Here is a 22,487-nt window from a genome sequence, read left to right as displayed (position 1 = left end):
CAAGGGGCCGGGGCGCGCGAAAGGGGGTGGGTCGGCGGCGTGGGGGTTAGCCTGAGGGAGTGACCGAGATCCTCCACGCCCGCGCCGCCCTGCTCGACATGGACGGGACCCTCGTCGACTCGACCGCCGTCGTGGAGCGCCTCTGGCTCGCCTGGGCGGAGCCGCACGGGATCGATCCGGAGACCGTGCTCCGCACCGTCCACGGGCGCCAGGGACACCAGAGCATGGCGATCCTGCTCCCCGAGCGCGACCACGCGATCAACCTCCGCGAGAACGAGGTCATGCTCGCGACCGAGGCCTCCGACGTGGACGGTGTGATCGGCATCCCTGGTGCCGAGGACCTGCTCGCCGCGCTGCAGCCGTTCCCGCACGCGGTGGTCACCTCGGCCAACGTCGCCCTCATGACCGCGCGGATGGGCCAGGCCGGGCTCACGGTCCCCGAGCTCGCCGTCACGGCGGAGAACGTCTCGGCCTCGAAGCCCGATCCGGAGGGCTTCCTCCTCGCCGCCCGCACCCTCGGCATCGACCCCGCGGACTGCGTCGTGTTCGAGGACTCCGGCGCCGGCATCCAGGCCGCCCACGCCGCGGGCATGCGCGTGATCGGCATCGGCCCGCACGCCGGGGCCCACGCCCCGACCGTGCACGTCGACGACCTCACGCACGTCGCCGTGGTCCCGACCGACGACGGCTTCGAGCTCCGCATCGACGGACGCGCGGGCGGGAGCGGCCCCGCCGACTAGGCGGCGGAGCGGTCGGCTGCCGGACGCCGGCGGAGGACCGGCTCGAGCACCGCGGGCGGGTTGTACTGCTGATCGAGACGACCGACATCGGAGCCCGGCGGGACGATCTCGTCGATGCGGTCGAGCAGTTCGTCGCTCAGCGCCACGTCGACCCCCTCCAGCAGGTCGTCGAGCTGCTCCATCGACCGCGGTCCGATCAGCGCGCTGGTCACGCCGGGGTGCGCGATCGCGAAGGCCATCGCGAGGTGCGTCATCCGGATGCCGCTCTCCTCGGACAGGGCGACGACCTGCTCCACCGCGTCGATCCGGCGCTCGTCCTGGTTGTGCCGGAACATGCCCGCCCTGGCGAGATCGGTCTGCTGTCCCTTCCGGAACCGCCCGGTCAGCATGCCGCCGGCGAGCGGGCTCCAGACCAGCGTCCCCAGGCCATAGCGCTGCGCGACCGGCAGGACCTCGCGTTCGATGCCGCGGTTGAGGATCGAGTACGTCGGCTGCTCCGTCCGGAAGCGCTCGAGCCCGCGGCGCTCGGACGTCCACTGCGCCTCGACCTGCATCGACGCGGGGAAGTCGGAGCTGCCGATCGCGCGGACCTTGCCGCTGCGGACGAGATCGGTCAGGGCGGAGAGCGTCTCCTCGAGGTCGACGCCGTCGTCGGGACGGTGCGCCTGGTAGAGGTCGATGTGGTCGGTGCGGAGCCGGCGGAGCGAGTCCTCGACGGCACGCATGATCCAGCGGCGGGAGTTGCCCCGACGGTTGGGGTCGTCGCCCATCGGCCCGTTGAACTTCGTGGCGAGCACGACGTCGTCGCGGCGCCCGACGAGCGCTTTGCCGAGGAGCTCCTCGGACCCGCCCTGCGAGTACCGATCCGCGGTGTCGATGACGTTGATGCCCGCGTCGAGGGCCCGGTGGACGATCCGGATCGAGTCCTGTTCGTCGCCGTTGCCGATGCGGCCGTCCGTGCCGAGCATCATCGCGCCGAGCGCGAAGGGGCTGACCCGGATGCCGGTGCGGCCGAGGGTGCGGTAGTGCATGAGCGGTTCCTTTCGTGGCTGGCATCCCGCCGTCCGGTGTCCTATCGTTGACCGAAGCGGAACGCTCTTCCGGAAGCATACGGAACACTGTTCCGTTTACGCAACCCTCGGAGGATCCATGCGCGCCGACGCCCGCCGCAACACCGACGCCCTCATCGACGCCGCGCGCGAGGTCTTCGCGACCAACGGGGTCGACGCGCCCGCCAGGGCGATCGCGGATCGTGCCGGCGTCGGAGTGGGCACGTTGTACCGTCGATTCCCGCAGCGCTCGGATCTGGTGGTGGCCGTCTTCCGCACCGCCGTGGATGCCACGGAGCAGGCGGCCGCCGAGCTCGCCGCCGCGCACGAGCCCGACGAGGCGCTCGCCCTCTGGCTGCAGCGGTTCACGCAGTTCATCGCGACCAAGCGGGGACTCGCCGCCGCCCTGCACTCCGGCGACCCCGCCTTCGAGGCGCTGCCCGCGTACTTCACCGCCCATCTCGGGGGCGCCCTCGACGGCCTGCTGCGCGCCGCCGAAGCAGCCGGGACCATCCGCGCCGACGTCGACGCCACGCAGCTGCTCTACGCCGCGGCGAACCTCTGCCAGTCCGCAGGGTCGGAGGAGCAGAGCCTGACCCTGGTCGGACTGCTCGTGGACGGCCTCCGCTACCGCGCGACGGCCGCCGCTCAGCCCTGACCCGCCTGACCCGGCGCTACATCCCGGCGTGGTCGAAGGCGATGGTCGGCACGTCGACCACGTGCGACCCGCCGTCCGCCACGATCACGGCACCGGTGATGTACGACGATTCCCCCGACCCCAGGAACCGCACGACGGAGGCGATCTCGGCGGGCCGCGCCGGGCGGCGCAACGGCACGTCGGCGGTGACCGTCGCGTACCCCTCCTCGCGGGAGCCGAGACCGGCGTGCGCCGCGAACTCGTCCATCTCCTCGTCGGCCATCGGCGTCTGCACCCACCCGGGGCAGATCGCGTTGACGCGCACGCCGTGGCGTCCGTAGTCGCGCGCGAGCGTCCGGGTGAGGCCGATGAGGGCGTGCTTGCCGACCGTGTATCCGGCCACCGACGGCCCCGCGAAGAGCCCGGCCAGCGAGGAGACGACCACGATCTGCCCCTTGGCCTCGATCAGCGCCGGCAGCGCCTCCCGCGCCATCACGAACGCGGTGGTGAGGTTGGCGCGGATCGCGGCGTCCCAGCTCGCGTCGTCGGTCTCGGCGACCGGGGAGAACCCGTGTCCCCCGGCGTTCGCGACGAGAACGTCGATCCGGCCGAACCGCGCGAGGATCTCGGCGATCGCGGCCTGCGCCGACGCCGTGTCCGCCGCGTCCGCGACGACGGGGAAGGCCCCGACGGCCCGCTCGACCTCGTGCAGCGGCTCGGGGCGGCGGCCCACCACGACGACGTGCGCCCCTTCGGCCGCGAACCGCTCCGCGACCGCCGCGCCGATGCCCGTGCCGCCTCCGGTGATGACGACGACGCGTCCGGAGACGCTCGATCCGACCACGGTTGCCATGTGTGCTCCTGTGTGTTCTGCGCGCGTGCGCGGTGGGGCCGGACGCGGGCGCGTCAGGCGGGGAATCCCGACCGGGCGGTGTACCCGAAGTCGCTGAGGAGGGTGGTGCCGTTGACCGCCCGGCTCCGCGGGGAGAGCAGGTAGACGACGTGCGCGGCGACCTCGTCGGCGCTCTGCACCGGGAAGGCGGGCTCGTCGAACGCCGCGGCGCCGAGGTCGCCCCGGCTCATCGGGGTGTCGACGATGGACGGTGACACCGCGTTCACCCGCACCCCGGTGCCGGCGAGGTCGACCGAGAGCGCTCTCCCGAACTGGACGAGCGCGGCCTTCGACGCGGCGTAGGGCGCCATGCCCGGGGAGGCCACGACGGCCGAGTCGCTCGCGAGCAGCACGACAGATCCGGCGGCGGACTCCTGGAGCGCCGGGATCGCGTGCTTGAGCACGAGGAACGCGCCAGTGACGTTGACGGCGAGGACGCGGTTCCACGCCTCCAAGGCGATCTCCTCGATCGGCGTCCCCACCGGGCCGGAGATCCCCGCGCAGCAGACCACCGCGTCGAGACCACCCAGCGCGCGGACGCCCGCGTCGACGGCGGCGGCCACCTGCTGCTCGTCCGTGACGTCGGCGGCGAGCCGCACCGGATCGATGCCGGCCTCCCCCGTCGCGTCCCGGAGCGCGGCGGCGTCCCGGTCCAGCAGCGCGACCCGCACCCCCTCGGCCGCGAGCGCCCGGGCGACGGCGCGACCGATGCCGGAGGCAGCCCCCGTGACGAGGGCCGTCGTGCCATCGAGCTGCAGGTCCATCGCATCCTCCGACCGCGGCCCGGCGCCGCGCGGCGCCGACGAGACAGCGGTGTCGTCCCGGTCATCCTGCTCCGCGGGGCGGAGGGGGCGCACGCCCGCCGCCGGGGTGTGCGCGGTGGCACCATCGTCCTTCGCTCACGGTCAAGCGTCGGGACGGGGCGACGAGCAGACTCGCTCTATCGACGATTCCCCTCGTCGTCGATGCCGTGTCCGCACGGCCGTCACCCGAGCAAAGGAGCCGACGTGGCAGAGCAGACCTCCGCACCCACGACGCCGCACCACACCTCCCTCCGCCCCGGCGCCCTCGGCGTCGCGGGCATCGTCTTCCTCGTCCTCGCCGCCGTCGCGCCGCTGACCGGGATCGTCGTCGTCGCCTCCCTCGCCATCGCGCTGGGCAACGGCGGCGGCACCCCGATGTCGTTCTTCCTCGTCGCGGCCATCCTGCTGCTGTTCGCGATCGGCTACGCCCAGATGTCGAAGCAGCTCGTGAACGCCGGGGGCTTCTACGCCTTCGTCGTGAAGGGCCTCGGCCGCACCGGCGGACTCGTCGCGGGCCTCATCGCGACGCTCGGCTACAACTTCTTCGTGGTCGGCACGATCGGCACCAGCGGCTTCTTCATGCAGACGATCATCCGCGACCTCACCGGGCTCGACGTGCACTGGCTCGTCTGGGGCCTGCTGTCGATCGTCGTGTGCTTCGTCCTCGCCCGGATCGGCGTCGACTTCAGCTCGAAGGTGCTCGGGGTGTGCCTCGTGCTCGAGGTGCTCATGCTCGTCGTGTTCGACATCTCGGTGCTCGTGCAGACCGGCTACGACGTCGCCGCCTTCAGCCCGGAGGCCGTGTTCTCCGGCTCGCTGCCCATCGGCCTGCTGCTCGCGGCGACCGGCTTCCTCGGCTTCGAGGCCACCGCGCTCTTCAGCGAGGAGGCCAAGCAGCCGCTGCGCACCATCCCACGGGCGACCTACACCTCGATCATCGCGATCGGCGTGATCCTCGGCGTCACGACCTGGGCCGTGGTGAGCGCGACCGGCGTCGCGCAGGCGCAGGCCACGGCGCTCGAGCACCTGCCCACGGGCGACCTCATCTTCTCGCTCTCGCAGCAGTACCTCGGCGGCCCGCTCACGACCGTGATGATGGTGCTGCTCCTGGTGAGCCTGTTCGCGGCGATGCTCGCCTTCCACAACTCGGCCACCCGCTACCTGTACTCGCTGGGTCGCGCGAAGATCCTCCCCCAGGCTCTCGCCCGCACCCGCCCGAACGGCGCCCCGCAGCTCGCGGGCATCGTGCAGGCCGGCTTCGCGGCGATCGTGGCGATCCTGTTCGCCCTCGCCGGGGCCGATCCCATCGTCACGCTCGTGCCCGCGATGCTCGGCTTCGGCACCCTCAGCGTGCTGATCCTGCAGGGGCTCGCGGCGATCTCGATCGTCGTGTACTTCCGGCGCCGGAACGACCCGCGGTGGTGGAGCACGTTCATCGCGCCGGGCATCGGCTTCCTCGGCATCGCGGCCATTTCGATCCTGGCGATCGTGAACTTCAACATCGTGGCCGGCTCCGAGGAGCTCGCGATCCGCCTGATGCCGCTCCTGCTCGTGCTCGCACTGATCGGGGGCATCGTCTACGCCGCATACCTCCGCCGTGCCAAGCCCGCCGTCTACGACGGCCTCGCCACCGACCTGGAGCGGTTCAGCGACCGCTGACGCCCGCGCCGACCCCGTTCTCCGAAGGAAGGAATCCCCATGACGACCCTCAACCCCGCCGACACCTCCACCTGGCTGCCGCTGGAAGGCCTCGCCCCCGGCTTCGACGCCAACAAGGCCCCGCACAGCACCGCCCTCAGCGGTCGCGAGGTCGCCGTCGTCGACGCCCGCGGCACCCGCATCGTCCACCGCTTCGACGACTCGACCGTCGCCTGGGAGTACCAGCCCGGCGCCGAGGACCCCACGGAGGCCGCGTCCGACACCGACGACTACGAGGCGTTCGAGGTCGACGACGAGCTCTACTTCGTGCAGTTCCACCACCGCTACCTCCCGAACGAGGCCGTCTCGCTCGTGCTCGACCTGCGGTACGGTCGCTCCCTCGCGGTGATCTCCGAGATCCTTCCCGCGCCCGAGCAGGGCCGCACCCGGGTGCAGCACCACTTCGCCCCCGGCACCATCGAGGGCGCCGACGTCACCGGCACCGAGGCCGCCCCCACGACCACGCTCATCGGGCGCCGCGTGGAATGGGTCTACAGCGAGGAGCACGCCTACGAGCACGTGTACCTCTCCCCGCGCTGGTACTCGTGGCAGTGCCTGGCCGGTCCGGAGCGCGGGCTCGCCGACACCGACGAGAACAGCGTGTGGGAGGTGCGCCCCGGGATCTACGTCTTCGCGTGGCGCGAGAAGGTGATCCCGTGCGCCTCGGTCACGATCGCCGACCACCGCGACGTGAACGCGATCCGCTCCCACGGCGTGCTGTTCGGTCTGGACGAGACGGGCGAGGTGCCGACGCACTTCACGTTCGGCGCGCACGGCCGCCTGCTGTCGACCACGCACCACACGCCCGCGCTCGAGCCCGCGACCTTCGGAGACGCCTGACATGACCGACGTCGCCGACCTCCTCGTCACCGGCTCCGTGATCCGCACGTCCGACCGGGCTCGCCCGCGCGCCGAGGCCTTCGCCGTGCGCGACGGACGGATCCTCGCCGTCGGCGACCGCGCCGACGTGGAGGCGTTCCGGGGCCGCCGCACGCGGGTCGTCGAGGTCGGCGACGCCGCCGTCTACCCCGGCTTCGTGGACGTGCACAACCACCACGCGCTCGCCGGGCGGACCGAGCTCTTCGAACTGTCACTCGCCCCGTCCCTCACGCTCGACGATATCCTCGACCGGGTGCGGGAGAAGGCGCAGACTCTGCCCGAGGACGCCTGGATCGTCGGCGGCGCCGTGGCCACGACCCTGCTGCCGACCCTCGCGGACACCGCCACCCGGCGGCGGCTGGACGAGGCGGCGGGCGGACGGCCGGTGGCGCTCATGGAAGACTCCCGCCACAACCGCTGGGCCAGCACCCGGGCCCTGGAGCTCGCCGGCATCACGGCGGCCAGCATCCCGACCTCCGGGGTGACGGTGCTCGACCCGGACGACGGCACCCCCACCGGCGTGCTCCTGGAGGCCGCCGGCATCCCGGTGCAGGAGGCGTACGACCGCAGCGGCGGACTCACCGCGGACCAGCATGCCGCCGCATCCCGGCACGGCATCGAGCTGCTGAACTCCTTCGGGATCACGGCGTTCCAGGACGCGGGGGTCTCTGTCGACATCCTCGCCGCACTCGCCGGGCTCGACCGCGCCGACGAGCTGCACGCCTGGGTGGTCTCCTCGCTCCTCATCAACGACGAGATCTTCGGATTCGACCCCATCGGCGCTCCCCTCCTCGACCGGGGTGAGGATTTCCGCACGCCGCACCATCGCCCGGACTTCGTGAAGATCTTCCTCGACGGCGTGCCGCCCGCCCGCACCGCCTCCTTCCTCGACCCGTATCCGGCCGACCCGGTGCACGGCGCGCACTTCCACGGCGAGACGACCATGACCCTCGACGAGCTCACCGGCTGGCTGCGGGCCGTCGCGGCCCGCGGTCTCGGGGCCAAGGTGCACTGCACTGGCGACGGGTCGGCACGCCTCGTGCTCGACGCGACCGCGCGCGTGCGCGCGGAGGGCTTCACGACGCCGGTACAGATCGCGCACGGGCAGTTCCTCGCGGAGAGCGACATCCCCCGCCTGGCGGCCCTCGACGTCTCCGCCGACATCTCCCCGTTCATCTGGTACCCGGGCGTCATCCCTCAGGCGCTGGCGGACGTGCTGGGAGAGCGTGCCGAGCACTCCCAGCCCAACCGTGCCCTCCTCGATGCCGGAGCCCTCGTGGCCGGCGGCTCGGACTGGCCGGTGAGCGAGTCGCCGAACACGCTCGAAGGCCTGCAGGGGCTGGTGACACGGGCCGATCCACTCGGTCGGGCCGCGGGCACGCTGTGGCCGGAGCAGGCGATCTCCGCCGAGGAGGCGCTGGAGGTCTTCACGATCAACGCCGCGACGGCGATGGGGCTCGGCGCGGAGACCGGTTCCCTGACCCCCGGCAAGTCCGCCGACTTCGTGATCCTGGAACGGGACGCGATCGGCGGACCGGCGGAGGAGATCGTGCACACCGAGGTCGTCTCGACGTGGTTCGCCGGGCGCACGGTGCACGAGCGCTGAGCGCGCTGCGCCGTACGATGGGCGCATGCGCCGCTTCCCCGCCTCCGTCTACCGGGTCGGGGACGAGCCCGATCCCCGGTTCTCCCTCGCCAACGAGCGGACGTTCCTGGCGTGGACCCGGACCGGCCTGGCCCTGATCGCGGGGGGCGTCGCGCTCGAGGTCCTCGGCCTCGACCTGCACCCCGGCTTCCGGCTGGCCGCCTCGCTGCTGCTGATGGTCGCCGGCACGGCCGTGGCGCCGCTCGCCTGGTTCGAGTGGATGCGGGCCGAACGCGCCCTCCGGCAGGGACGACCGCTGCCCGGCGCGCTGTCGGCGGTGGTGCTCGCCGTGGTCGTGGTGACGACGGGGCTGCTCGTCCTCGCCGGGGTGCTGTGGCGCTGAACGAGGCCTGCCGATGACCGCCCCCGATACCCCGGTGCCCGACGCCCCGGCGTCCGATCTGTACGATCCCGGGCTGCAGCCGGAGCGGACGGAGCTGGCCTGGCGGCGCACGGCCCTCGCGATCGCGGTCGGCTCGCTGCTGTCGCTGAGGGTGTTCCCCCTCGTGCTGCCGAGCGGCGCCGAGGGGTGGGGGCTCGTGCCGGGCGTGCTGGGCGTCGGCACCGCGGCACTGCTCTGGATCGCCGCGCGCCGTCGGCAGCGCCGGACGACCGCGGTGCTCACCGCCCGGGCGCGCGGACCGCTGCCGGGCGGCGGACTCCCGCTCGTGCTGACGGTGTTCGCGACCGGCTTCGGTCTCGTCGCCCTCGCGCTCGTGGCGGTGACGCTGCTCACCCGCTGACGGACAGGAGCGCGGGGCGAATGCGACAGATGTCGTGATCGCCCCGCGTCCCCTCGCCGCCCTCCCTCAGTCCGCGAGGACGAACCGCGCGCCGCGTTCGCCGATCATGGCCGCGGGCGCGTTGGTGTTGCCGGTGGGCACGGTCGGCATGACCGAGGCGTCGATCACCCGGAGCCCCTCGACCCCGCGCACGCGGAGCTGCGGGTCGACCACGGACTCCGGGTCGGAGCCCATGCGGCAGGTGCCGACCTGGTGGTGGTAGGTGATGGCCGTGCGCCGCACCCACTCCTCCACGTCGTCGTCCGCCACGTCCGGCCCGGGGTAGACCTCGACCGCTCCCCACTCCTCGGCGAGCGCGGGCTGCGTGCCGATGCGGCGGCACTGGCGCACCGAGGCCGCGAGGGCGTCAGCGTCGCGTTGATCCTCCAGCGCCGCCAGGTCGATGTGCGGCAGGTCATCGAGGCCGGGACCGGTGAGGCGCAGCTCGCCGCGGCTGTACGGCGTCACCAGACCCGCCATGAGCGTGAACCCGTCGGTGCCCTTCGGCTCCAGGTCGCCCCACATCGGCACGGAGAAGTGGATGGGCTGCGTGTCCGGCTGCGCGAGGCCGTCGCGGCTCCGCCAGAACAGGTGGCTCTGCGTGACGGACACTCCGGGCTGCGGCGGGCCGACGGGCTTCTTCTCGGTCGTGAAGATCACCGGCGACAGGAGGTGGTCGTGCAGGTTCTTCCCCACGGCGGGGGCGTCGAGCACGACGGGGATGCCGAGGGCACTCAGCTCATCGGCGGGACCGATGCCCGAGCGGAGCAGGATGACAGGAGTGCCGAGTGCGCCCGCCGAGAGGATGACCTCGTCCGCGAACACCTCCTCGGCGTCGTCGCCCTCCCCCAGCCGGATGCCGACCGCGCGCCCGTCGCGCACGACCACGGAGTGGACGGCGCGACCGGTGAGGATCGTCATCCTGTCGGCGACGGGCTGCGCGTAGGCGGTCCAGGTGTTGACGCGACGACCGTCCGTGATCGTGACCTGCTCCTGCGAGACGCCGTCGAGCGTGCCCCCGTTGTAGTTCGGGTTGCGCGGCAGCCCTTCCTCCACGGCGGCGTCGATGATCGAGGCCTGGATGGGCGCGAGCGCGTAGTCGTCGGTCACGGGCAGCAGGTCGTTCTCGATCGCGTCGTAGATCGGCTCGACCTCGGCCCAGCCCCATCCGGTCGCGCCGGCCGCCTCCCACGCGTCGTAGTCGGAGGCCGCGCCGCGCACCCAGATCATGGCGTTCAGCGCGTGCGACCCACCGGTGACCTTGCCGCGAGGGAGATGCAGCCGACGACCGGCCGCGTGCGGCTGCGGCACGGTGAAGAAGTCCCAGTCCTCGGCGGAGTGCCACAGCTCGCCCGCCCGGGAGGGATCATGGATGGCCGGGTTCGTGTCGTAGCCGCCCGCCTCGACGAGCGTCACCGCGACACCGGCGTCGGTGAGACGCCGCGCGACGATGGCGCCCGACGTACCGGCCCCGACGACGATCGCGGAGCGCACCGCGCCGCTGTTCGCCGCGGCCACGCTCAGGCCTTCCGGCCGGGGCCAGAGACGACCTGGGTGACGGCGACGGCCTTGAGCCCCTCGACGCCGAACTCCAGCCCGTAGCCCGAGCTCTTCACGCCGCCGAACGGCACCATCGGGTGCAGCCCGCCGTGCGAGTTGATCCACACCGTGCCGGACTGCATGCGCGCGGCGACGGCACGGGCCTCCTCCGGATCGCCCGCCCACACCGATGCGCCGAGACCCACGTCGAGGGCGTTCGCGAGCGCGAAGGCCTCGTCGACGTCGCTGTACCGGATGACCGGGAGCGCGGGACCGAACTGCTCCTCCTGCACGAGCGCCGCGTCGTTGTCGATGTCGGCGACGATGGTGGGCCGGTAGAACAGCTCGCCGAGCTCGGAGGCCGGCTCTCCACCGGTGACGATCCGGGCGCCGCGGCTCCGCGCATCGTCGACCAAGCGACTGACGATGTCGAACTGCGGCCGGTTCTGCAGCGGCCCGAGCACGTTGCCCTCATCGAGCCCGTTGCCCATCCTCACCTGCGCGGCGATGGCGGCGAGCGCGTCCACGACCTCGTCGTACACGGAGTCGTGCACGTAGAGGCGCTTCATGGCGGCGCAGGTCTGTCCGGTGTTGATGAACGCACCCCAGAAGAGGTCTTCCGCGATGGCCGAGGGATCGGTGCCGGGGAGCACGATGCCCGCGTCGTTGCCGCCCAGTTCGAGCGTGAGGCGGGCGAGGTTGCCCGCGGAGCTCTCGATGATGCGGCGACCGGTCGCGGTCGAGCCGGTGAACATGATCTTGGCGATGTCGGGGTGCGAGGCGAGGCGGGCGCCCACCTCACGGTCTCCGGAGACCCCGATGAGCACATCGGCGGGCAGCACGTCATTCATCACGGCGAGCAGCGCGAGCACGCTCAGCGGCGTGTACTCGCTGGGCTTCGCGACGACCGTATTGCCCATGCGCAGCGACGGGCCGATCTGCCAGATCGTGATCATGAGCGGCCAGTTCCACGGCCCGATGGCGCCGACCACACCGGCCGCCTTGTAGACGAGCTCGGCGTGCAGCGTCTCGTCGTCGACGAGCACCTGCGGCTCCAGGACGGTGGTGGCGTTGGTGCGCAGCCAGGCCGAGCAGGCGCCGAGCTCGAACCGCGCGTTGGGACCGTTCAGCGGCTTCCCCTGCTCCCGCGACAGGAGGTAGGCGAGCCCCTCGGCGTTCGCGTCGATGGCGTCGGCCGCGGCCAGGAGGAGCGCGCTCCGCTTCTCGTGCCCGAGCGCCTCCCACGCGGGCTGCGCGGCCTTCGCGCGGGCGATGGCGTCATCGAGGTCGGAGACCGTGGCCACGGGCGCGCGTCCGATGACCTCCCGCGTCGCGGCGTCGGGGATCTCGCGCCCCTCGCCCTGCGGGGCCTGGATGCGGTCGAGCAGCGCCGCAGCGGCGGACGCCGCGGAATCGGCGGATCCGGAGTCGACGGCTACGGGAACGGCGGAATCGGACATCGGTGTCTCTCCTTCGAGCGGGTCACGGCGCGGACGCCGGTCTTCTTCTCATTCTCGGTCGGCCCGTGCCGCCGTACTTGTCGCGGAGCGCGCCGGAGATGTCCCCGCGCGAAGGATGCGCCCCCGAGCCGGTCCCGCGTGAGCGAATCGGGACCCCGTCCGGTGCGTGGGGTCGGGAAGCGCCGGGCGCGGCGTGCGCCATCGTCGCCTCGGATCCCACCAGGCCGGCCCTCGCACCTGCGGTACTCCCCCGCGCATGCGGATCTGCCACCCCGAGGTGTCCAGGGTGCGGTGGTGATGCCAGCACAGCGCGACCCCGTTGTCGGTGTGCGTCGGACCCCCGTGCGCGTGCTCCGTGACGTGGTGGATCTCGCACCAGGCGGCGGGGACGTGACATCCGGGGATCAGGCACTCGCCGTCCCGTACGCCGATCGCCCGGCGCTGCGCGGGGGTGAAGATCCGGTCGCTCGACCCGAGCCCGACGATCCTTCCGCCGGCCCCGAGCACGACCCGTTGGACCGTCCCTCCGCACGCCGTGTGCGCGGCCACTCGGGTCGACACCGGCGTCTCGACGCCCTCGACCCGCGCCCAGCCGCGCCCCGTGGCATAGTCCTCGGCGCCGACCGTGACCACGAGTGTCGGGGCGGCACCACCCAGCCGCGGCATGTCGTCGTGCCGTGCCGCGATCCCCAGGGCCGCTGCGAGCGCGTCGTGCTGCTTCTGTGCCCGCGTGCGCCCATCGACCATCCCGCCGGGATCGCCGCACGGCAGCACATCGTCGACCGGGGACACCGCGGTGTCCCGCCGCTCGGCATCGGAGTCCTCGAGTTCCGCGGACGGCACGAAGTGCACGCCGGGAAGCGGCGGCCCGTCGACCTTCGGGTTCAGATACGCGTCCCAGATCCGCTGCAGCTGCCCCGCGACCTCGGGCAGCAGTGCGCCCCGGACCGGGATCACGCCGTCCTTGGCGCGCCCCAGCACCACACCCCGAGCCCGCAGCGCGATGTCTTCCGCAGGCTCCGCGCCGTCGGGGTCGAGGTACTGCACGATCAGCTGCGCCCGCACCCGCAGATCCTCGGCTGTCGGTGCCGGACCTGACTTGTTCTCGTCATCATCAGTGTTCTGGACGTCATAACTGTTCTCGTCGTCGTCGCTCTCCTCGCCACGAGCGACCTCGGCCAGATACGCGTCCGCCTCCCAGCGGTCGGCGAGGCGCACGCGAGGGCCGGCCTGCTCGATCGGCCCGGTCGCGGCCAACAACCCGGTCACGCCGATCGCCCCGTCGAGGAGGGCCTCGCGCAGCGCCGGCCATCGCGCCGGCAGCCACTCCCCGGAGGAGAGGTCGACCTCGCGCCGCACCAACCGCGCGCCCTTCACCAGGCGTGCGGCGGATGCGGCGTCGGCACGAAGGACACGCTGCAGCAGCTCGTTCATCGAGCGACAGCCGAACCGTCCGCAGAACGCCGGTTCCCCGGACCCCGCCGGACGCGGATCGACGCTCGCGACCGCCTCCACGATCACGGCCTCCACGCGTCGCTGGATCTCGCCCGCGACCCGCAGCAGGTCCATCATCGCCCCGGCATCGAGAGCGCCCACGGTGCCCGACTGCAGCACGGCGTCGAGAGCGACGACCGTGTCGTCGAGAACCGCTGCCGGGGTGCTTTCCATACGACGATTCAACCGAGGGCCACCGACATTGCGAGACCTGATTACCCCTGTTCAGAGCGATATTCCAGTACGCGCGGAGGAGTCCTCCTGCAGACGAACCGACCCGTGATCAAACCTCCACATCACCCAGCATCCGCCCCCGACGGCCCCCATCGCCGGAGAGGACATCACGCCCGGTCGAAGTCCTCGAAGATCAGGATCGTCCGCGTCGAGCGGATCGACGGGATCGCCTGGATGTCCTCCAGCACGATGCGGCGCAGGTCGCGCGCGTCGTTGGCACGCACGAGCAGCAGCACGTCGAAGTCGCCGCCGACGAGCGCCATGTGCTCGATCTCCGGGATCGCCCGGAGCCGCGCGCTCACCTCCTGCCACGTGGCCTGTTCGATGGCGAGGGTCACGTACGCGCTCGCGTGATGCCCCAGCAGCACGGGGTCGGTGCGCACGGTGTACCCCGTGATCACCCCGGCGTCGGTGAGGCGCTTGATGCGGGCATGCGCCCCCGCGCGGGAGATGTGCACCGCTTCGGCGATCGCGGTCATGGACGCCCGCGCATCCCGCCGCAGCTCCGCGAGGATCGCGCGATCCGTCTCGTCCAGCGCCGCCATGGCACCCCTCTCCCGCCCGGGAAATCCTGACATTTCGGAAGCCATTGTGGCACGTCGCGAGCAATCGTCCACGATCCCGCGACGGATCTTGGATGACTGTCGTACGCGCGGCATGCTGTCCTCATCGAGTTCGGCAAGGAAGGCGGACGGATGCACCCCCACGACATGCTCCCGCGAGACATCGCGGTACGACTGATCGCCGAGGACGGGACCGCCCTCCCCGACGAGGCCTACGCGCTCCCCGCCGCCGACGTCCTGCTGGCGGCCTACCGGGGTCTCGTCGAAGGCCGTCGCATCAACGATCAGGCCGGCGCGCTCGTGCGCCAGGGACGCCTCGCGGTCTACCCCTCCTCGCACGGCCAGGAGGCCTGCCAGGTGGCCGCGGCGATGGTGCTCGGCGACACCGACTGGCTCTTCCCCACCTACCGCGACTCGGTCGCCGTGATCGCCCGCGGCGTCGCGCCTGCGGAGGCGATGGTGCTCCTCAAGGGCGACTGGCACTCCGGCTACGACGTACGGGCGCACCGCGTCGCCCCGCAGGCCACCCCGCTCGCGACCCAGCTGCTGCACGCGGTCGGCTTCGCGCAGGCGGCGAAGCACCGCGGCGAGGACACCGTGGTGCTCGCGCTCTGCGGCGACGGCGCGACGAGCGAGGGCGACTTCCACGAGGCGATGAACTTCGCCGCCGTCTTCCACGTCCCGGTCGTGTTCTTCGTGCAGAACAACGAGTTCGCGATCTCGGTCCCCCTCTCCCGGCAGACCGCCGCGCCCTCCCTCGCCCACAAGGCGGTCGGCTACGGCATGCCGGGGCAGCGCGTCGACGGCAACGACGTGGCCGCGGTCCTCGCGGTGCTCACGGAGGCCGTCGACCGCGCCCGCGCCGGGGGCGGCCCCTCCCTCGTCGAGGCGCACACCTACCGCATGCAGGCGCACACCAACGCCGACGACGACACCCGCTACCGCGAACGCGAGGAGGTGCAGGCCTGGCTCGCCCGCGATCCGCTGCTCCGCCTGCGCGCGCACCTCACGGCGACGGGGACGCTGGACGACGAGGCAGAGTCGCGCTTCGCCGCAGGCGCGGAGGAGATCGCCGCCGCCATGCGCACCGCCCTGAACACCGACGCGGACCTCGACCCGGAAGACCTCTTCCGCTTCGTGACCGCGACCCGCTCGCCGCAGCGTGAGGAGCAGTGGCAGCTCCTCCGGGACGAGATCGCCCGCTCCCACCCCGCCGAGACGATGACGACCGGAGGCCCCCGATGACCATCGCCGAGCACGAGACGCCGGTCGCGGCGCACACCGGCACCACTACGACCATGACCATGGCCGCCGCCCTCAACCGCGCCCTCGCCGACGCCCTCGCCGCCGACCCCGACGTGGTCGTCTTCGGCGAAGATGTGGGAGCCCTCGGCGGCGTGTTCCGCATCACCGACGGGCTCACCGCCCGCTTCGGCGAGGACCGCTGCTTCGACACCCCGCTCGCGGAGTCCGGCATCATCGGCACCGCCGTCGGCATGGCGATGAACGGGATGCGCCCCGTGGTCGAGATGCAGTTCGATGCCTTCGCCCTCCCCGCCTTCGAGCAGATCGTCAGCCACGTGGCGAAGCTCGGCAACCGCACCCGCGGCGGGATGCGCATGCCGCTCGTGATCCGCATCCCGTTCGGGGGCGGCATCGGGGGCGTGGAGCATCACTGCGACTCGTCCGAGGCGTACTACGCGCACACCCCCGGCCTCACCGTCCTGAGTCCGTCCACCCCGCAGGACGCCTACTCGCTGCTCCGGGCGGCCATCGCCTCGCCGGACCCGGTGGTCTTCCTCGAGCCCAAGAAGCTCTACTGGTCGAAGGGCGAGGTCGACACCGCGGTGACGGCGGAGATCGGCTCGGCGCGCATCGCCAGGGAGGGCACCGACGTGACCCTCCTCGCGTACGGGGCCTCCGTGCCGCTCGCGCTGGAGGCGGCGGAGGTCGCCGCGGGCGAAGGGCGCAGCGTGCAGGTGGTCGACGTGCGCTCCCTGTCCCCCTTCGACGACGAGACGGTCACCGCGGCGGTGCGCTCCACGGGACGCGCGGTCGTGATCGCCGAGGCGCCGGGATTCGTCAGCGTGGCCTCCGAGATCCAGGCGCGGGTGTTCGAGCGCTGCTTCGAGTACCTGGAGGCCCCCGTGCGACGGGTGACCGGGTTCGACACCCCGTACGCACCGCCCAAGTTCGAGCACTGGTACCTGCCGGACGTCGATCGCGTGCTCGACGCGATCGACACGCTGCACTGGGAGGACGACGCATGAGCACGCCTGTGAAGACCGCGACCCGCGTGTTCCGCCTCCCCGACCTCGGCGAGGGACTCACCGAGGCCGGCCTCGTGCAGTGGCTGGTGTCCGTCGGCGACAGCATCGCGACCGATCAGGCCATCGCCGAGGTCGAGACCGCGAAGAGCGTCGTCGAACTGCCCTCGCCGTTCGCCGGCGTCGTGACGGCGCTGCACGGCACGCCCGGCGACACGATCGATGTCGGCGCCCCGGTGCTGGAGGTCGCCGACCCCGGCAGCGAGGAGACCGCATCCGCGCCGAAGGCCCCTGCCGCGCCGCCCGAGCACGAGGCGTACCGGCAGGAGGAGCGGGCGGGGTCGGGCAACGTCCTCATCGGGTACGGCACCTCGGCCTCCTCCGCGACGGGGCGGCGCCGTCGCCCCGCGGCGCCACGCCCCGCTCCGGCGCCCGCCTCGACAGCGCCCGCACCGGCAGCACCCGCCTCGACCGCTCCGGAGTCCCCCGCATCCGCCTCCCGCGAGCCCGCGCGTCCCGCGCCGGTCGCCGTGCGGTCGCCGCTCGTTCGGCGCCTCGCCCGCGACCTGGGCCTCGACGTGTACGCGATCGCCGCCACCGGAGCGGACGGGGCGATCACCCGCGCCGACGTGCTGCGCGCCGCCGTGGACCACGCCGTGGACGGCGTCGCGACCCCGACGCCGACCTCCGCGACCGCTCGCACCGGCGAGATCGACGGCCTCCCGGTCCGCAGCCGCGAGCGCCTGTCCCCGCTGCGCCGTACCGTGAGCGCCCGGCTCGCCCGCAGCCGCTCCGAGATCCCCGAGGCCACCGTGTGGGTCGACGTCGACGCCACCGAGCTCTGGGACCTCCGCGGGCGGATGGCTCCCGAGGGCGCGAAGGCCCCGTCGATCACGGCGCTCCTCGCGCGGTTCGTGCTGCTCGCACTGGAGGACTACCCGGTCCTCGCCTCGCGGCTCAGCGACGACGGCTCCGAGTTGATCTCGTTCGACGGCGTGAACCTCGGCGTCGCGGCCGACACCGAACGCGGCCTCCTCGTCCCGGTCGTCCCGCACGCGCACCGGCTCACGGTCGCCGACCTCGACGCCGCCCTGCGCGAGCTCGCGGCCACCGCGCGCGCCGGCACGCTGCCGCCCGAGCGGCTCCGCGGATCGACCTTCACGCTCAACAACTACGGCGGGCTCGGCGTCGACGGCTCCGCGGCGATCATCAATCACCCCGACGTCGCGATCCTCGGCATCGGCCGGATCATCGAGCGGCCCTGGGTCGTGGACGGGGCGATCGTGCCGCGTCGCATCGTCCAGCTCTCGCTCGTGTTCGACCACCGCGTCTGCGACGGCGGGTATGCGGCCGGATTCCTCCGCCGCGTGGTGGAGCTCATCGAGCATCCGCTCCGCGCCTTCGGGCGGGTCTGAGCTCGACCCGGCCGGCGAACCCTCGTGGGCGGAGCGCCGATACGCTACGCTCGGCGATTACTGACCGATCATTCGGTAAGTCATCGCCGACGTACCCGCGTCGGCGCTCCCCCTCGCAGAACAACGGAGTTCGCATGACCTCAGCCACCGCAGCCGCCTCGTCGACCAGAAGGATGCCCGCCGAGGAGCGGCGCGTCCTCGCCGGCACCCTCGTGGGGACGTCGATCGAGTGGTACGACTTCTTCATCTACGCCCAGGCGGCGGGCCTCGTGCTCGCCCCGCTCTTCCTCGCTCCCATCGCGGAGTCGAGCCCCGGGCTCGCCCAGGTGCTCTCGTTCGCGACCATCGGCATCTCGTTCCTGTTCCGCCCGCTCGGCGCGATCGTCGCCGGACACCTCGGCGACAAGCTCGGCCGGAAGAAGATGCTCGTCTTCACCCTCGTGATGATGGGACTGTCCACCTCCCTCATCGGCCTGCTGCCCACGTACGCCGCCATCGGCGTCGCCGCCCCGATCCTCCTGATCCTCCTGCGCATCCTGCAGGGCTTCTCCGCCGGCGGCGAATGGGGCGGCGCGGCGCTCATGGCCGTCGAGCACGCCCCGACGGCGCGACGCGGCCTGTTCGGCGCGTTCCCGCAGATCGGCGTGCCGGTCGGCATGATCCTCGCCACCTTCACCCTCTGGGCCCTCACGAGCTCGATGTCCCCCGAGGCCTTCCTCGAGTGGGGCTGGCGCATCCCGTTCCTGCTCTCGATCGTGCTCATCGCGGTCGGCTACGTGATCCGTCGCGCGGTCGACGAGAGCCCCGTGTTCGAAGACCTGCGTCGCCGCCGCAAGGAGGCCTCGGCGCCGCTCGGGCAGCTCTTCCGGGCGCACACGAAGCAGGTCGTGCTCACAGCCGTCATCTTCATCGCCAACAACGCCGCGGGATACCTGCTGATCGCGTTCTTCGCGACGTACGCCGTCACGGCTCTCGGCATGGAGCGCCCGCCGGTGCTGCTGGCGACCACGCTCGCCTCGTTCGGCTGGCTGATCTTCACACTGTGGGGCGGCGCGCTGTCCGACCGCCTCGGCCGCATCCGCACGTTCCAGATCGGGTACGTCGCCCTCGCGGTGTGGGCCATCCCGATGTGGTTCCTCATCGACACCGCGAACATCGTCTGGTACTTCGTCGCCCTGTTCGTCATGACGTTCGCGCTCGGGCTCTCGTACGGCCCGCAGGCGGCGCTGTACGCCGAGATGTTCCCCGCGAACGTGCGCTACTCGGGCGTCTCGATCGGCTATGCCCTCGGCGCCATCCTCGGCGGCGCGTTCGCACCGATGATCGCGGAGGCGCTGCTGAACCAGTTCCACGCCGCGTGGACGATCGGCGTCTACATCGCGGTCGCGTCGATCATCTCGCTCATCGGCGTCTCGCTGGTGAAGGAGACGAAGGGCGTGGATCTCAGCGTCTGACTCCTGGTCCGGGATCGCGGCCGGCCGTGCGCCTGTGCCATAATTACCTTACGATCGGTCAGTAATTCGCGACCGGCCGCTCCCGGACCACACCAGGACGACGAAGTCAGGAGATCCGCATGCCAGAGGCCTACCTCGTCGGAGGGGTCCGCACCCCGGTCGGCCGCTACGGCGGCACCCTCTCCGCCGTCCGTCCCGACGACCTCGCGGCGCTCGTCGTCGGCGAGGCCGTGCGCCGCGCCGGGCTCGACCCGGCGCGTACGGAGCTGGACGAGGTCATCCTCGGCGCCGCCAACCAGGCCGGAGAGGACAACCGGAACGTCGCCCGGATGGCGGTGCTCCTCGCCGGTCTCCCCGACACCGTGCCGGGCATCACGGTCAACCGGCTGTGCGCCTCCGGGATGTCCGCGGTCACCATGGCCGCACAGGCGATCCGCGCGGGCGACGCCGATCTCCTCGTCGCCGGCGGCGTCGAGTCCATGACCCGCGCCCCCTGGGTGCAGGCCAAGCCGGAGAAGGCGTGGGCGAAGCCCGGAGCCGCCTTCGACACCTCGATCGGCTGGCGCTTCCCGAACCCGCGGCTCGCCGCGCGGGACAAGGCCACCTTCACGATGCCGGAGACGGCGGAGGAGGTCGCCCGCGTCGACGGCATCACCCGCGCCGAGGCCGACGCCTTCGCCGTCCGCTCGCAGCAGCGCGCCGCCGCCGCGATCGCCGCCGGCCGCTTCGCCCCGGAGATCGTCGGCGTTCCCGTCCGCGACGGCGAGGTGCTCGTCGACGAGGGGCCGCGCCCGGATACCACCCTCGAGGTGCTCGCGCGCCTCCGTCCCGTCGTGGCCGGCGGAGAGGTCGTCACGGCCGGCAACTCCAGCGCCCTCAACGACGGCGCCTCGGCCGTGCTCGTGGCGAGCGCCGAAGCCGTCGAGCGCCACGGACTGACGCCCCGCGCCCGGATCGTCATCGGCACCTCCGCCGCGCTGGCTCCGGAGATCATGGGACTCGGACCGGTCCCCGCGACGGAGAAGGCGCTGCGCCGTTCGGGGCTCTCCCTCGACGACATCGGCGCCGTGGAGCTCAACGAGGCGTTCGCCTCGCAGTCGCTCGCCTGCATCCGGCGGCTCGGCCTCGACGAGGACCGCGTGAACGCCGACGGCGGCGCCATCGCTCTCGGCCACCCGCTCGGCTCGTCCGGCTCGCGCCTGCTCGTGACGCTGATGGGACGCATGGAGCGCGAGGACTCCCGCTACGGCCTCGCCACGATGTGCGTCGGCGTCGGCCAGGGCGCGGCCGTGATCCTGGAGAAGGTGTGAGCGGCGCGGACGAGCCGCTGCTCGTCACCCGCACCGCGGACCGCGTCGTCGCGACCCTGAACCGTCCGCACAAGCGCAACGCGATCGACCAGGCCACGATCGACGCCCTGCACGCGCTGTGCGCCGAGCTGGAGGAGACGCCGCGCACGCTCATCCTCACCGGCGCCGACGGGGTGTTCGCGGCGGGCGCCGACATCGCCGAGCTCCGGGACCGTCGCGCCGACGACGCCCGCCGCGGCATCAACGCCCACGCGTTCGTCCGCGTCGCGGAGCTGCCGATGCCCGTGATCGCCGCGATTGACGGCTACGCGCTCGGCGGTGGCGCGGAACTCGCGTATGCCGCCGATATCCGCCTCGCGACGCCGACGCTGAAGATCGGCAACCCGGAGACCGGCCTGGGCATCCTCGCCGCGGCGGGAGCGAGCTGGCGCCTCAAGGAGATCGTGGGCGACGCCCGCGCCATCGAGCTGCTGTTGACCGGCCGCACGGTGCACGCCGAGGAGGCCCTCCGCATCGGTCTCGTCTCCTCGCTGCACGAGGTCGCCGACCTCCTCGACGCCGCCCATGCGGTCGCCGACCGCATCGCCCGCAACGACCCCGCGGCGACCGTCGCGACCAAGCGGGTGTTCCGGGCGCCGCGCGACCAGCACCCCGCGGTCGACCTCGAGGAGCAGGCCACGCTGTTCGAGAGCCCGGAGAAGCACCGCCGCATGACCGCCTTCCTGGAACGGAGAGACCGATGAGCACGCCCTCCTCCCCCGAAGCCGCAGCGCCGGCCCGCGTCGGCGTGCTCGGCGGCGGACGCATGGGCGCGGGCATCGCCCACGCCTTCCTCCTCGCCGGATCCCCCGTGACCGTCGTCGAGCGGGACGACGACGCCGCCGCGGCCGCCGCCGCCCGCGTGCTCGGGTCGATCGACGCCTCGCTCTCCCGCGGCACGGCGATCGAGACCACCGACGCGTATCGCGCCCGGTTCGCGACCGGGACCGACGCCGCCCTGTTCGCGGACTGCACCCTCGTCATCGAGGCCGTCCCGGAGGAGCTGTCGCTCAAGATCGACGCCCTCACCCGCGTCGAGCGCCACCTCGCCGACGATGCGGCCCTCGCGTCCAACACCTCGTCCATCTCGATCGACGAGCTCGCGGCGGTGCTCGACCGCCCCGAGCGCTTCCTCGGGATGCACTTCTTCAACCCGGTGCCCGCCTCGACCCTCGTGGAAGTGGTGCGTGGCGGCGCGACCGCGGAGACTCTCGTCGCGGACGCGGCCTCCTGGGTCCGCGCGCTGGGGAAGACGCCCATCGTCGTCGCCGACGCCCCGGGTTTCGCGTCGTCCCGCCTCGGCGTCGCCCTCGGCCTCGAGGCGATCCGGATGCTCGAGGACGGCGTCGCCTCCGCCGCCGACATCGACGCGGCCATGACCTTGGGCTACAAGCACCCGGTGGGACCGCTCCGGCTCACCGACATCGTCGGGCTGGACGTCCGGCTCGGCATCGCCGAGTACCTCGCGGCGCAGCTCGGCTCGCGCTTCGAACCCCCGGCCCTGCTGCGCCGCCTCGTCGCGGAGGGGCACCTCGGCCGCAAGAGCGGACGCGGCTTCTACGAATGGGACGACTGATGAAGGGAACC

At 72.5% G+C, this 22,487-nt stretch carries 21 protein-coding genes; 14 read left to right on the top strand and 7 right to left on the bottom strand.

Annotated elements, in window-relative coordinates:
- Positions 1-59: 59 nt before the first annotated feature.
- Positions 60-740: an HAD-IA family hydrolase gene (locus WFJ36_RS00805; RefSeq protein ID WP_336642444.1), complete on the top strand. Its 681-nt coding sequence runs from the start codon at positions 60-62 to the stop codon at positions 738-740.
- Here WFJ36_RS00805 and WFJ36_RS00800 read toward each other — a convergent pair.
- Positions 737-1,771 (bottom strand): aldo/keto reductase, encoded by a 1,035-nt coding sequence (locus WFJ36_RS00800; RefSeq protein ID WP_292786862.1) that lies wholly within the window; start codon positions 1,769-1,771, stop codon positions 737-739. The two genes, WFJ36_RS00805 and WFJ36_RS00800, sit on opposite strands and share 4 nt — an antisense overlap.
- A gap of 118 nt (positions 1,772-1,889) precedes the next feature.
- Between WFJ36_RS00800 and WFJ36_RS00795 the strand changes: the two genes are divergently transcribed.
- On the top strand, positions 1,890-2,447 hold the full coding sequence (locus WFJ36_RS00795; protein ID WP_292786865.1) for a TetR/AcrR family transcriptional regulator: 558 nt from the start codon (positions 1,890-1,892) through the stop codon (positions 2,445-2,447).
- A gap of 16 nt (positions 2,448-2,463) precedes the next feature.
- Here the strand turns inward: WFJ36_RS00795 and WFJ36_RS00790 are convergent, their stop codons facing one another.
- Entirely contained in the window at positions 2,464-3,279 is an 816-nt protein-coding gene (locus WFJ36_RS00790) for an SDR family NAD(P)-dependent oxidoreductase (protein ID WP_071327385.1), read from the bottom strand.
- A 53-nt stretch (positions 3,280-3,332) separates the two neighbouring features.
- On the bottom strand, positions 3,333-4,082 hold the full coding sequence (locus tag WFJ36_RS00785; RefSeq protein ID WP_336642443.1) for an SDR family NAD(P)-dependent oxidoreductase: 750 nt from the start codon (positions 4,080-4,082) through the stop codon (positions 3,333-3,335).
- A 243-nt stretch (positions 4,083-4,325) separates the two neighbouring features.
- On the opposite strand from WFJ36_RS00785, the gene WFJ36_RS00780 reads away from it, so the two are divergent.
- From WFJ36_RS00780 to WFJ36_RS00760, 5 genes are read left to right on the top strand one after another with little or no spacing between them, the layout of a single operon-like run.
- The gene (locus WFJ36_RS00780; RefSeq protein ID WP_071327387.1) at positions 4,326-5,780 is read left to right on the top strand and encodes an APC family permease; all 1,455 of its coding nucleotides are present in this window, start codon (positions 4,326-4,328) and stop codon (positions 5,778-5,780) included.
- Positions 5,781-5,819: 39 nt separating this feature from the next.
- Positions 5,820-6,659 (top strand): molybdenum cofactor biosynthesis F family protein, encoded by an 840-nt coding sequence (locus WFJ36_RS00775; RefSeq protein WP_336642442.1) that lies wholly within the window; start codon positions 5,820-5,822, stop codon positions 6,657-6,659.
- A gap of 1 nt (position 6,660) precedes the next feature.
- A complete protein-coding gene (locus tag WFJ36_RS00770) occupies positions 6,661-8,304 on the top strand; it encodes an amidohydrolase (RefSeq protein WP_336642441.1) in 1,644 nt (547 codons plus the stop codon).
- Between the two features lie 25 nt (positions 8,305-8,329).
- Complete coding sequence (locus WFJ36_RS00765) at positions 8,330-8,686, top strand: YidH family protein (RefSeq protein WP_062636014.1); 357 nt, start codon at positions 8,330-8,332, stop codon at positions 8,684-8,686.
- A gap of 13 nt (positions 8,687-8,699) precedes the next feature.
- Positions 8,700-9,086 (top strand): DUF202 domain-containing protein, encoded by a 387-nt coding sequence (locus WFJ36_RS00760; RefSeq protein WP_071327390.1) that lies wholly within the window; start codon positions 8,700-8,702, stop codon positions 9,084-9,086.
- A 66-nt stretch (positions 9,087-9,152) separates the two neighbouring features.
- Here the strand turns inward: WFJ36_RS00760 and WFJ36_RS00755 are convergent, their stop codons facing one another.
- The 4 genes from WFJ36_RS00755 to WFJ36_RS00740 form a co-directional block, all read right to left on the bottom strand.
- Positions 9,153-10,619 (bottom strand): GMC family oxidoreductase, encoded by a 1,467-nt coding sequence (locus WFJ36_RS00755; RefSeq protein ID WP_442927824.1) that lies wholly within the window; start codon positions 10,617-10,619, stop codon positions 9,153-9,155.
- A 26-nt stretch (positions 10,620-10,645) separates the two neighbouring features.
- Positions 10,646-12,124: an aldehyde dehydrogenase family protein gene (locus WFJ36_RS00750; RefSeq protein WP_336642439.1), complete on the bottom strand. Its 1,479-nt coding sequence runs from the start codon at positions 12,122-12,124 to the stop codon at positions 10,646-10,648.
- A 48-nt stretch (positions 12,125-12,172) separates the two neighbouring features.
- Positions 12,173-13,792, bottom strand: coding sequence for an HNH endonuclease signature motif containing protein (locus WFJ36_RS00745; protein ID WP_336642438.1), 1,620 nt, complete (start codon positions 13,790-13,792; stop codon positions 12,173-12,175).
- A gap of 167 nt (positions 13,793-13,959) precedes the next feature.
- Positions 13,960-14,397 carry an Lrp/AsnC family transcriptional regulator gene (locus WFJ36_RS00740; RefSeq protein ID WP_071327392.1) on the bottom strand — a complete coding sequence of 146 codons (438 nt, stop codon included), beginning with the start codon at positions 14,395-14,397 and terminating at the stop codon, positions 13,960-13,962.
- Between the two features lie 150 nt (positions 14,398-14,547).
- Between WFJ36_RS00740 and WFJ36_RS00735 the strand changes: the two genes are divergently transcribed.
- The 7 genes from WFJ36_RS00735 to WFJ36_RS00705 all read left to right on the top strand — a co-directional run bounded on the left by WFJ36_RS00735 (position 14,548) and on the right by WFJ36_RS00705 (position 22,476).
- Positions 14,548-15,660: a thiamine pyrophosphate-dependent enzyme gene (locus tag WFJ36_RS00735; protein ID WP_071327393.1), complete on the top strand. Its 1,113-nt coding sequence runs from the start codon at positions 14,548-14,550 to the stop codon at positions 15,658-15,660.
- A complete protein-coding gene (locus WFJ36_RS00730; protein WP_071327394.1) occupies positions 15,657-16,685 on the top strand; it encodes an alpha-ketoacid dehydrogenase subunit beta in 1,029 nt (342 codons plus the stop codon). The genes WFJ36_RS00735 and WFJ36_RS00730 overlap by 4 nt, the downstream gene beginning before the upstream one ends.
- Positions 16,682-18,097, top strand: a complete 1,416-nt coding sequence (locus WFJ36_RS00725; RefSeq protein WP_336642437.1) for a dihydrolipoamide acetyltransferase family protein — start codon at positions 16,682-16,684, stop codon at positions 18,095-18,097. The genes WFJ36_RS00730 and WFJ36_RS00725 overlap by 4 nt, the downstream gene beginning before the upstream one ends.
- Positions 18,098-18,231: 134 nt before the next feature.
- Positions 18,232-19,551, top strand: a complete 1,320-nt coding sequence (locus WFJ36_RS00720; protein ID WP_336642436.1) for an MFS transporter — start codon at positions 18,232-18,234, stop codon at positions 19,549-19,551.
- Between the two features lie 119 nt (positions 19,552-19,670).
- The gene (locus WFJ36_RS00715; RefSeq protein ID WP_071327396.1) at positions 19,671-20,861 is read left to right on the top strand and encodes a thiolase family protein; all 1,191 of its coding nucleotides are present in this window, start codon (positions 19,671-19,673) and stop codon (positions 20,859-20,861) included.
- Complete coding sequence (locus tag WFJ36_RS00710; protein WP_083391593.1) at positions 20,858-21,604, top strand: enoyl-CoA hydratase/isomerase family protein; 747 nt, start codon at positions 20,858-20,860, stop codon at positions 21,602-21,604. Before WFJ36_RS00715 ends, WFJ36_RS00710 begins: the two co-directional genes overlap by 4 nt.
- The gene (locus WFJ36_RS00705) at positions 21,601-22,476 is read left to right on the top strand and encodes a 3-hydroxyacyl-CoA dehydrogenase family protein (RefSeq protein WP_071327397.1); all 876 of its coding nucleotides are present in this window, start codon (positions 21,601-21,603) and stop codon (positions 22,474-22,476) included. Before WFJ36_RS00710 ends, WFJ36_RS00705 begins: the two co-directional genes overlap by 4 nt.
- Positions 22,477-22,487 lie beyond the last annotated feature (11 nt).

It is taken from the genome of Microbacterium sp. MMO-113, assembly GCF_037148555.1.
In the GTDB taxonomy this organism is placed as follows: Bacteria; Actinomycetota; Actinomycetes; order Actinomycetales; family Microbacteriaceae; genus Microbacterium.
The sequence above is the reverse complement of the archived record's forward strand: the minus strand, read 5'-3'. Positions and strand labels throughout refer to the sequence as shown.

Coding starts and splice junctions, on each gene's coding strand:
- WFJ36_RS00720 (WP_336642436.1), top strand. CDS start 18,232: ATGACCTCAGCCACCGCAGCCGCCTCGTCGACCAGAAGGATGCCCGCC.
- WFJ36_RS00760 (WP_071327390.1), top strand. CDS start 8,700: ATGACCGCCCCCGATACCCCGGTGCCCGACGCCCCGGCGTCCGATCTG.
- WFJ36_RS00705 (WP_071327397.1), top strand. CDS start 21,601: ATGAGCACGCCCTCCTCCCCCGAAGCCGCAGCGCCGGCCCGCGTCGGC.
- WFJ36_RS00790 (WP_071327385.1), bottom strand. CDS start 3,279: ATGGCAACCGTGGTCGGATCGAGCGTCTCCGGACGCGTCGTCGTCATC.
- WFJ36_RS00745 (WP_336642438.1), bottom strand. CDS start 13,792: ATGGAAAGCACCCCGGCAGCGGTTCTCGACGACACGGTCGTCGCTCTC.
- WFJ36_RS00715 (WP_071327396.1), top strand. CDS start 19,671: ATGCCAGAGGCCTACCTCGTCGGAGGGGTCCGCACCCCGGTCGGCCGC.
- WFJ36_RS00765 (WP_062636014.1), top strand. CDS start 8,330: ATGCGCCGCTTCCCCGCCTCCGTCTACCGGGTCGGGGACGAGCCCGAT.
- WFJ36_RS00750 (WP_336642439.1), bottom strand. CDS start 12,124: ATGTCCGATTCCGCCGTTCCCGTAGCCGTCGACTCCGGATCCGCCGAT.
- WFJ36_RS00735 (WP_071327393.1), top strand. CDS start 14,548: ATGCACCCCCACGACATGCTCCCGCGAGACATCGCGGTACGACTGATC.
- WFJ36_RS00775 (WP_336642442.1), top strand. CDS start 5,820: ATGACGACCCTCAACCCCGCCGACACCTCCACCTGGCTGCCGCTGGAA.
- WFJ36_RS00795 (WP_292786865.1), top strand. CDS start 1,890: ATGCGCGCCGACGCCCGCCGCAACACCGACGCCCTCATCGACGCCGCG.
- WFJ36_RS00730 (WP_071327394.1), top strand. CDS start 15,657: ATGACCATCGCCGAGCACGAGACGCCGGTCGCGGCGCACACCGGCACC.
- WFJ36_RS00770 (WP_336642441.1), top strand. CDS start 6,661: ATGACCGACGTCGCCGACCTCCTCGTCACCGGCTCCGTGATCCGCACG.
- WFJ36_RS00800 (WP_292786862.1), bottom strand. CDS start 1,771: ATGCACTACCGCACCCTCGGCCGCACCGGCATCCGGGTCAGCCCCTTC.
- WFJ36_RS00740 (WP_071327392.1), bottom strand. CDS start 14,397: ATGGCGGCGCTGGACGAGACGGATCGCGCGATCCTCGCGGAGCTGCGG.
- WFJ36_RS00785 (WP_336642443.1), bottom strand. CDS start 4,082: ATGGACCTGCAGCTCGATGGCACGACGGCCCTCGTCACGGGGGCTGCC.
- WFJ36_RS00725 (WP_336642437.1), top strand. CDS start 16,682: ATGAGCACGCCTGTGAAGACCGCGACCCGCGTGTTCCGCCTCCCCGAC.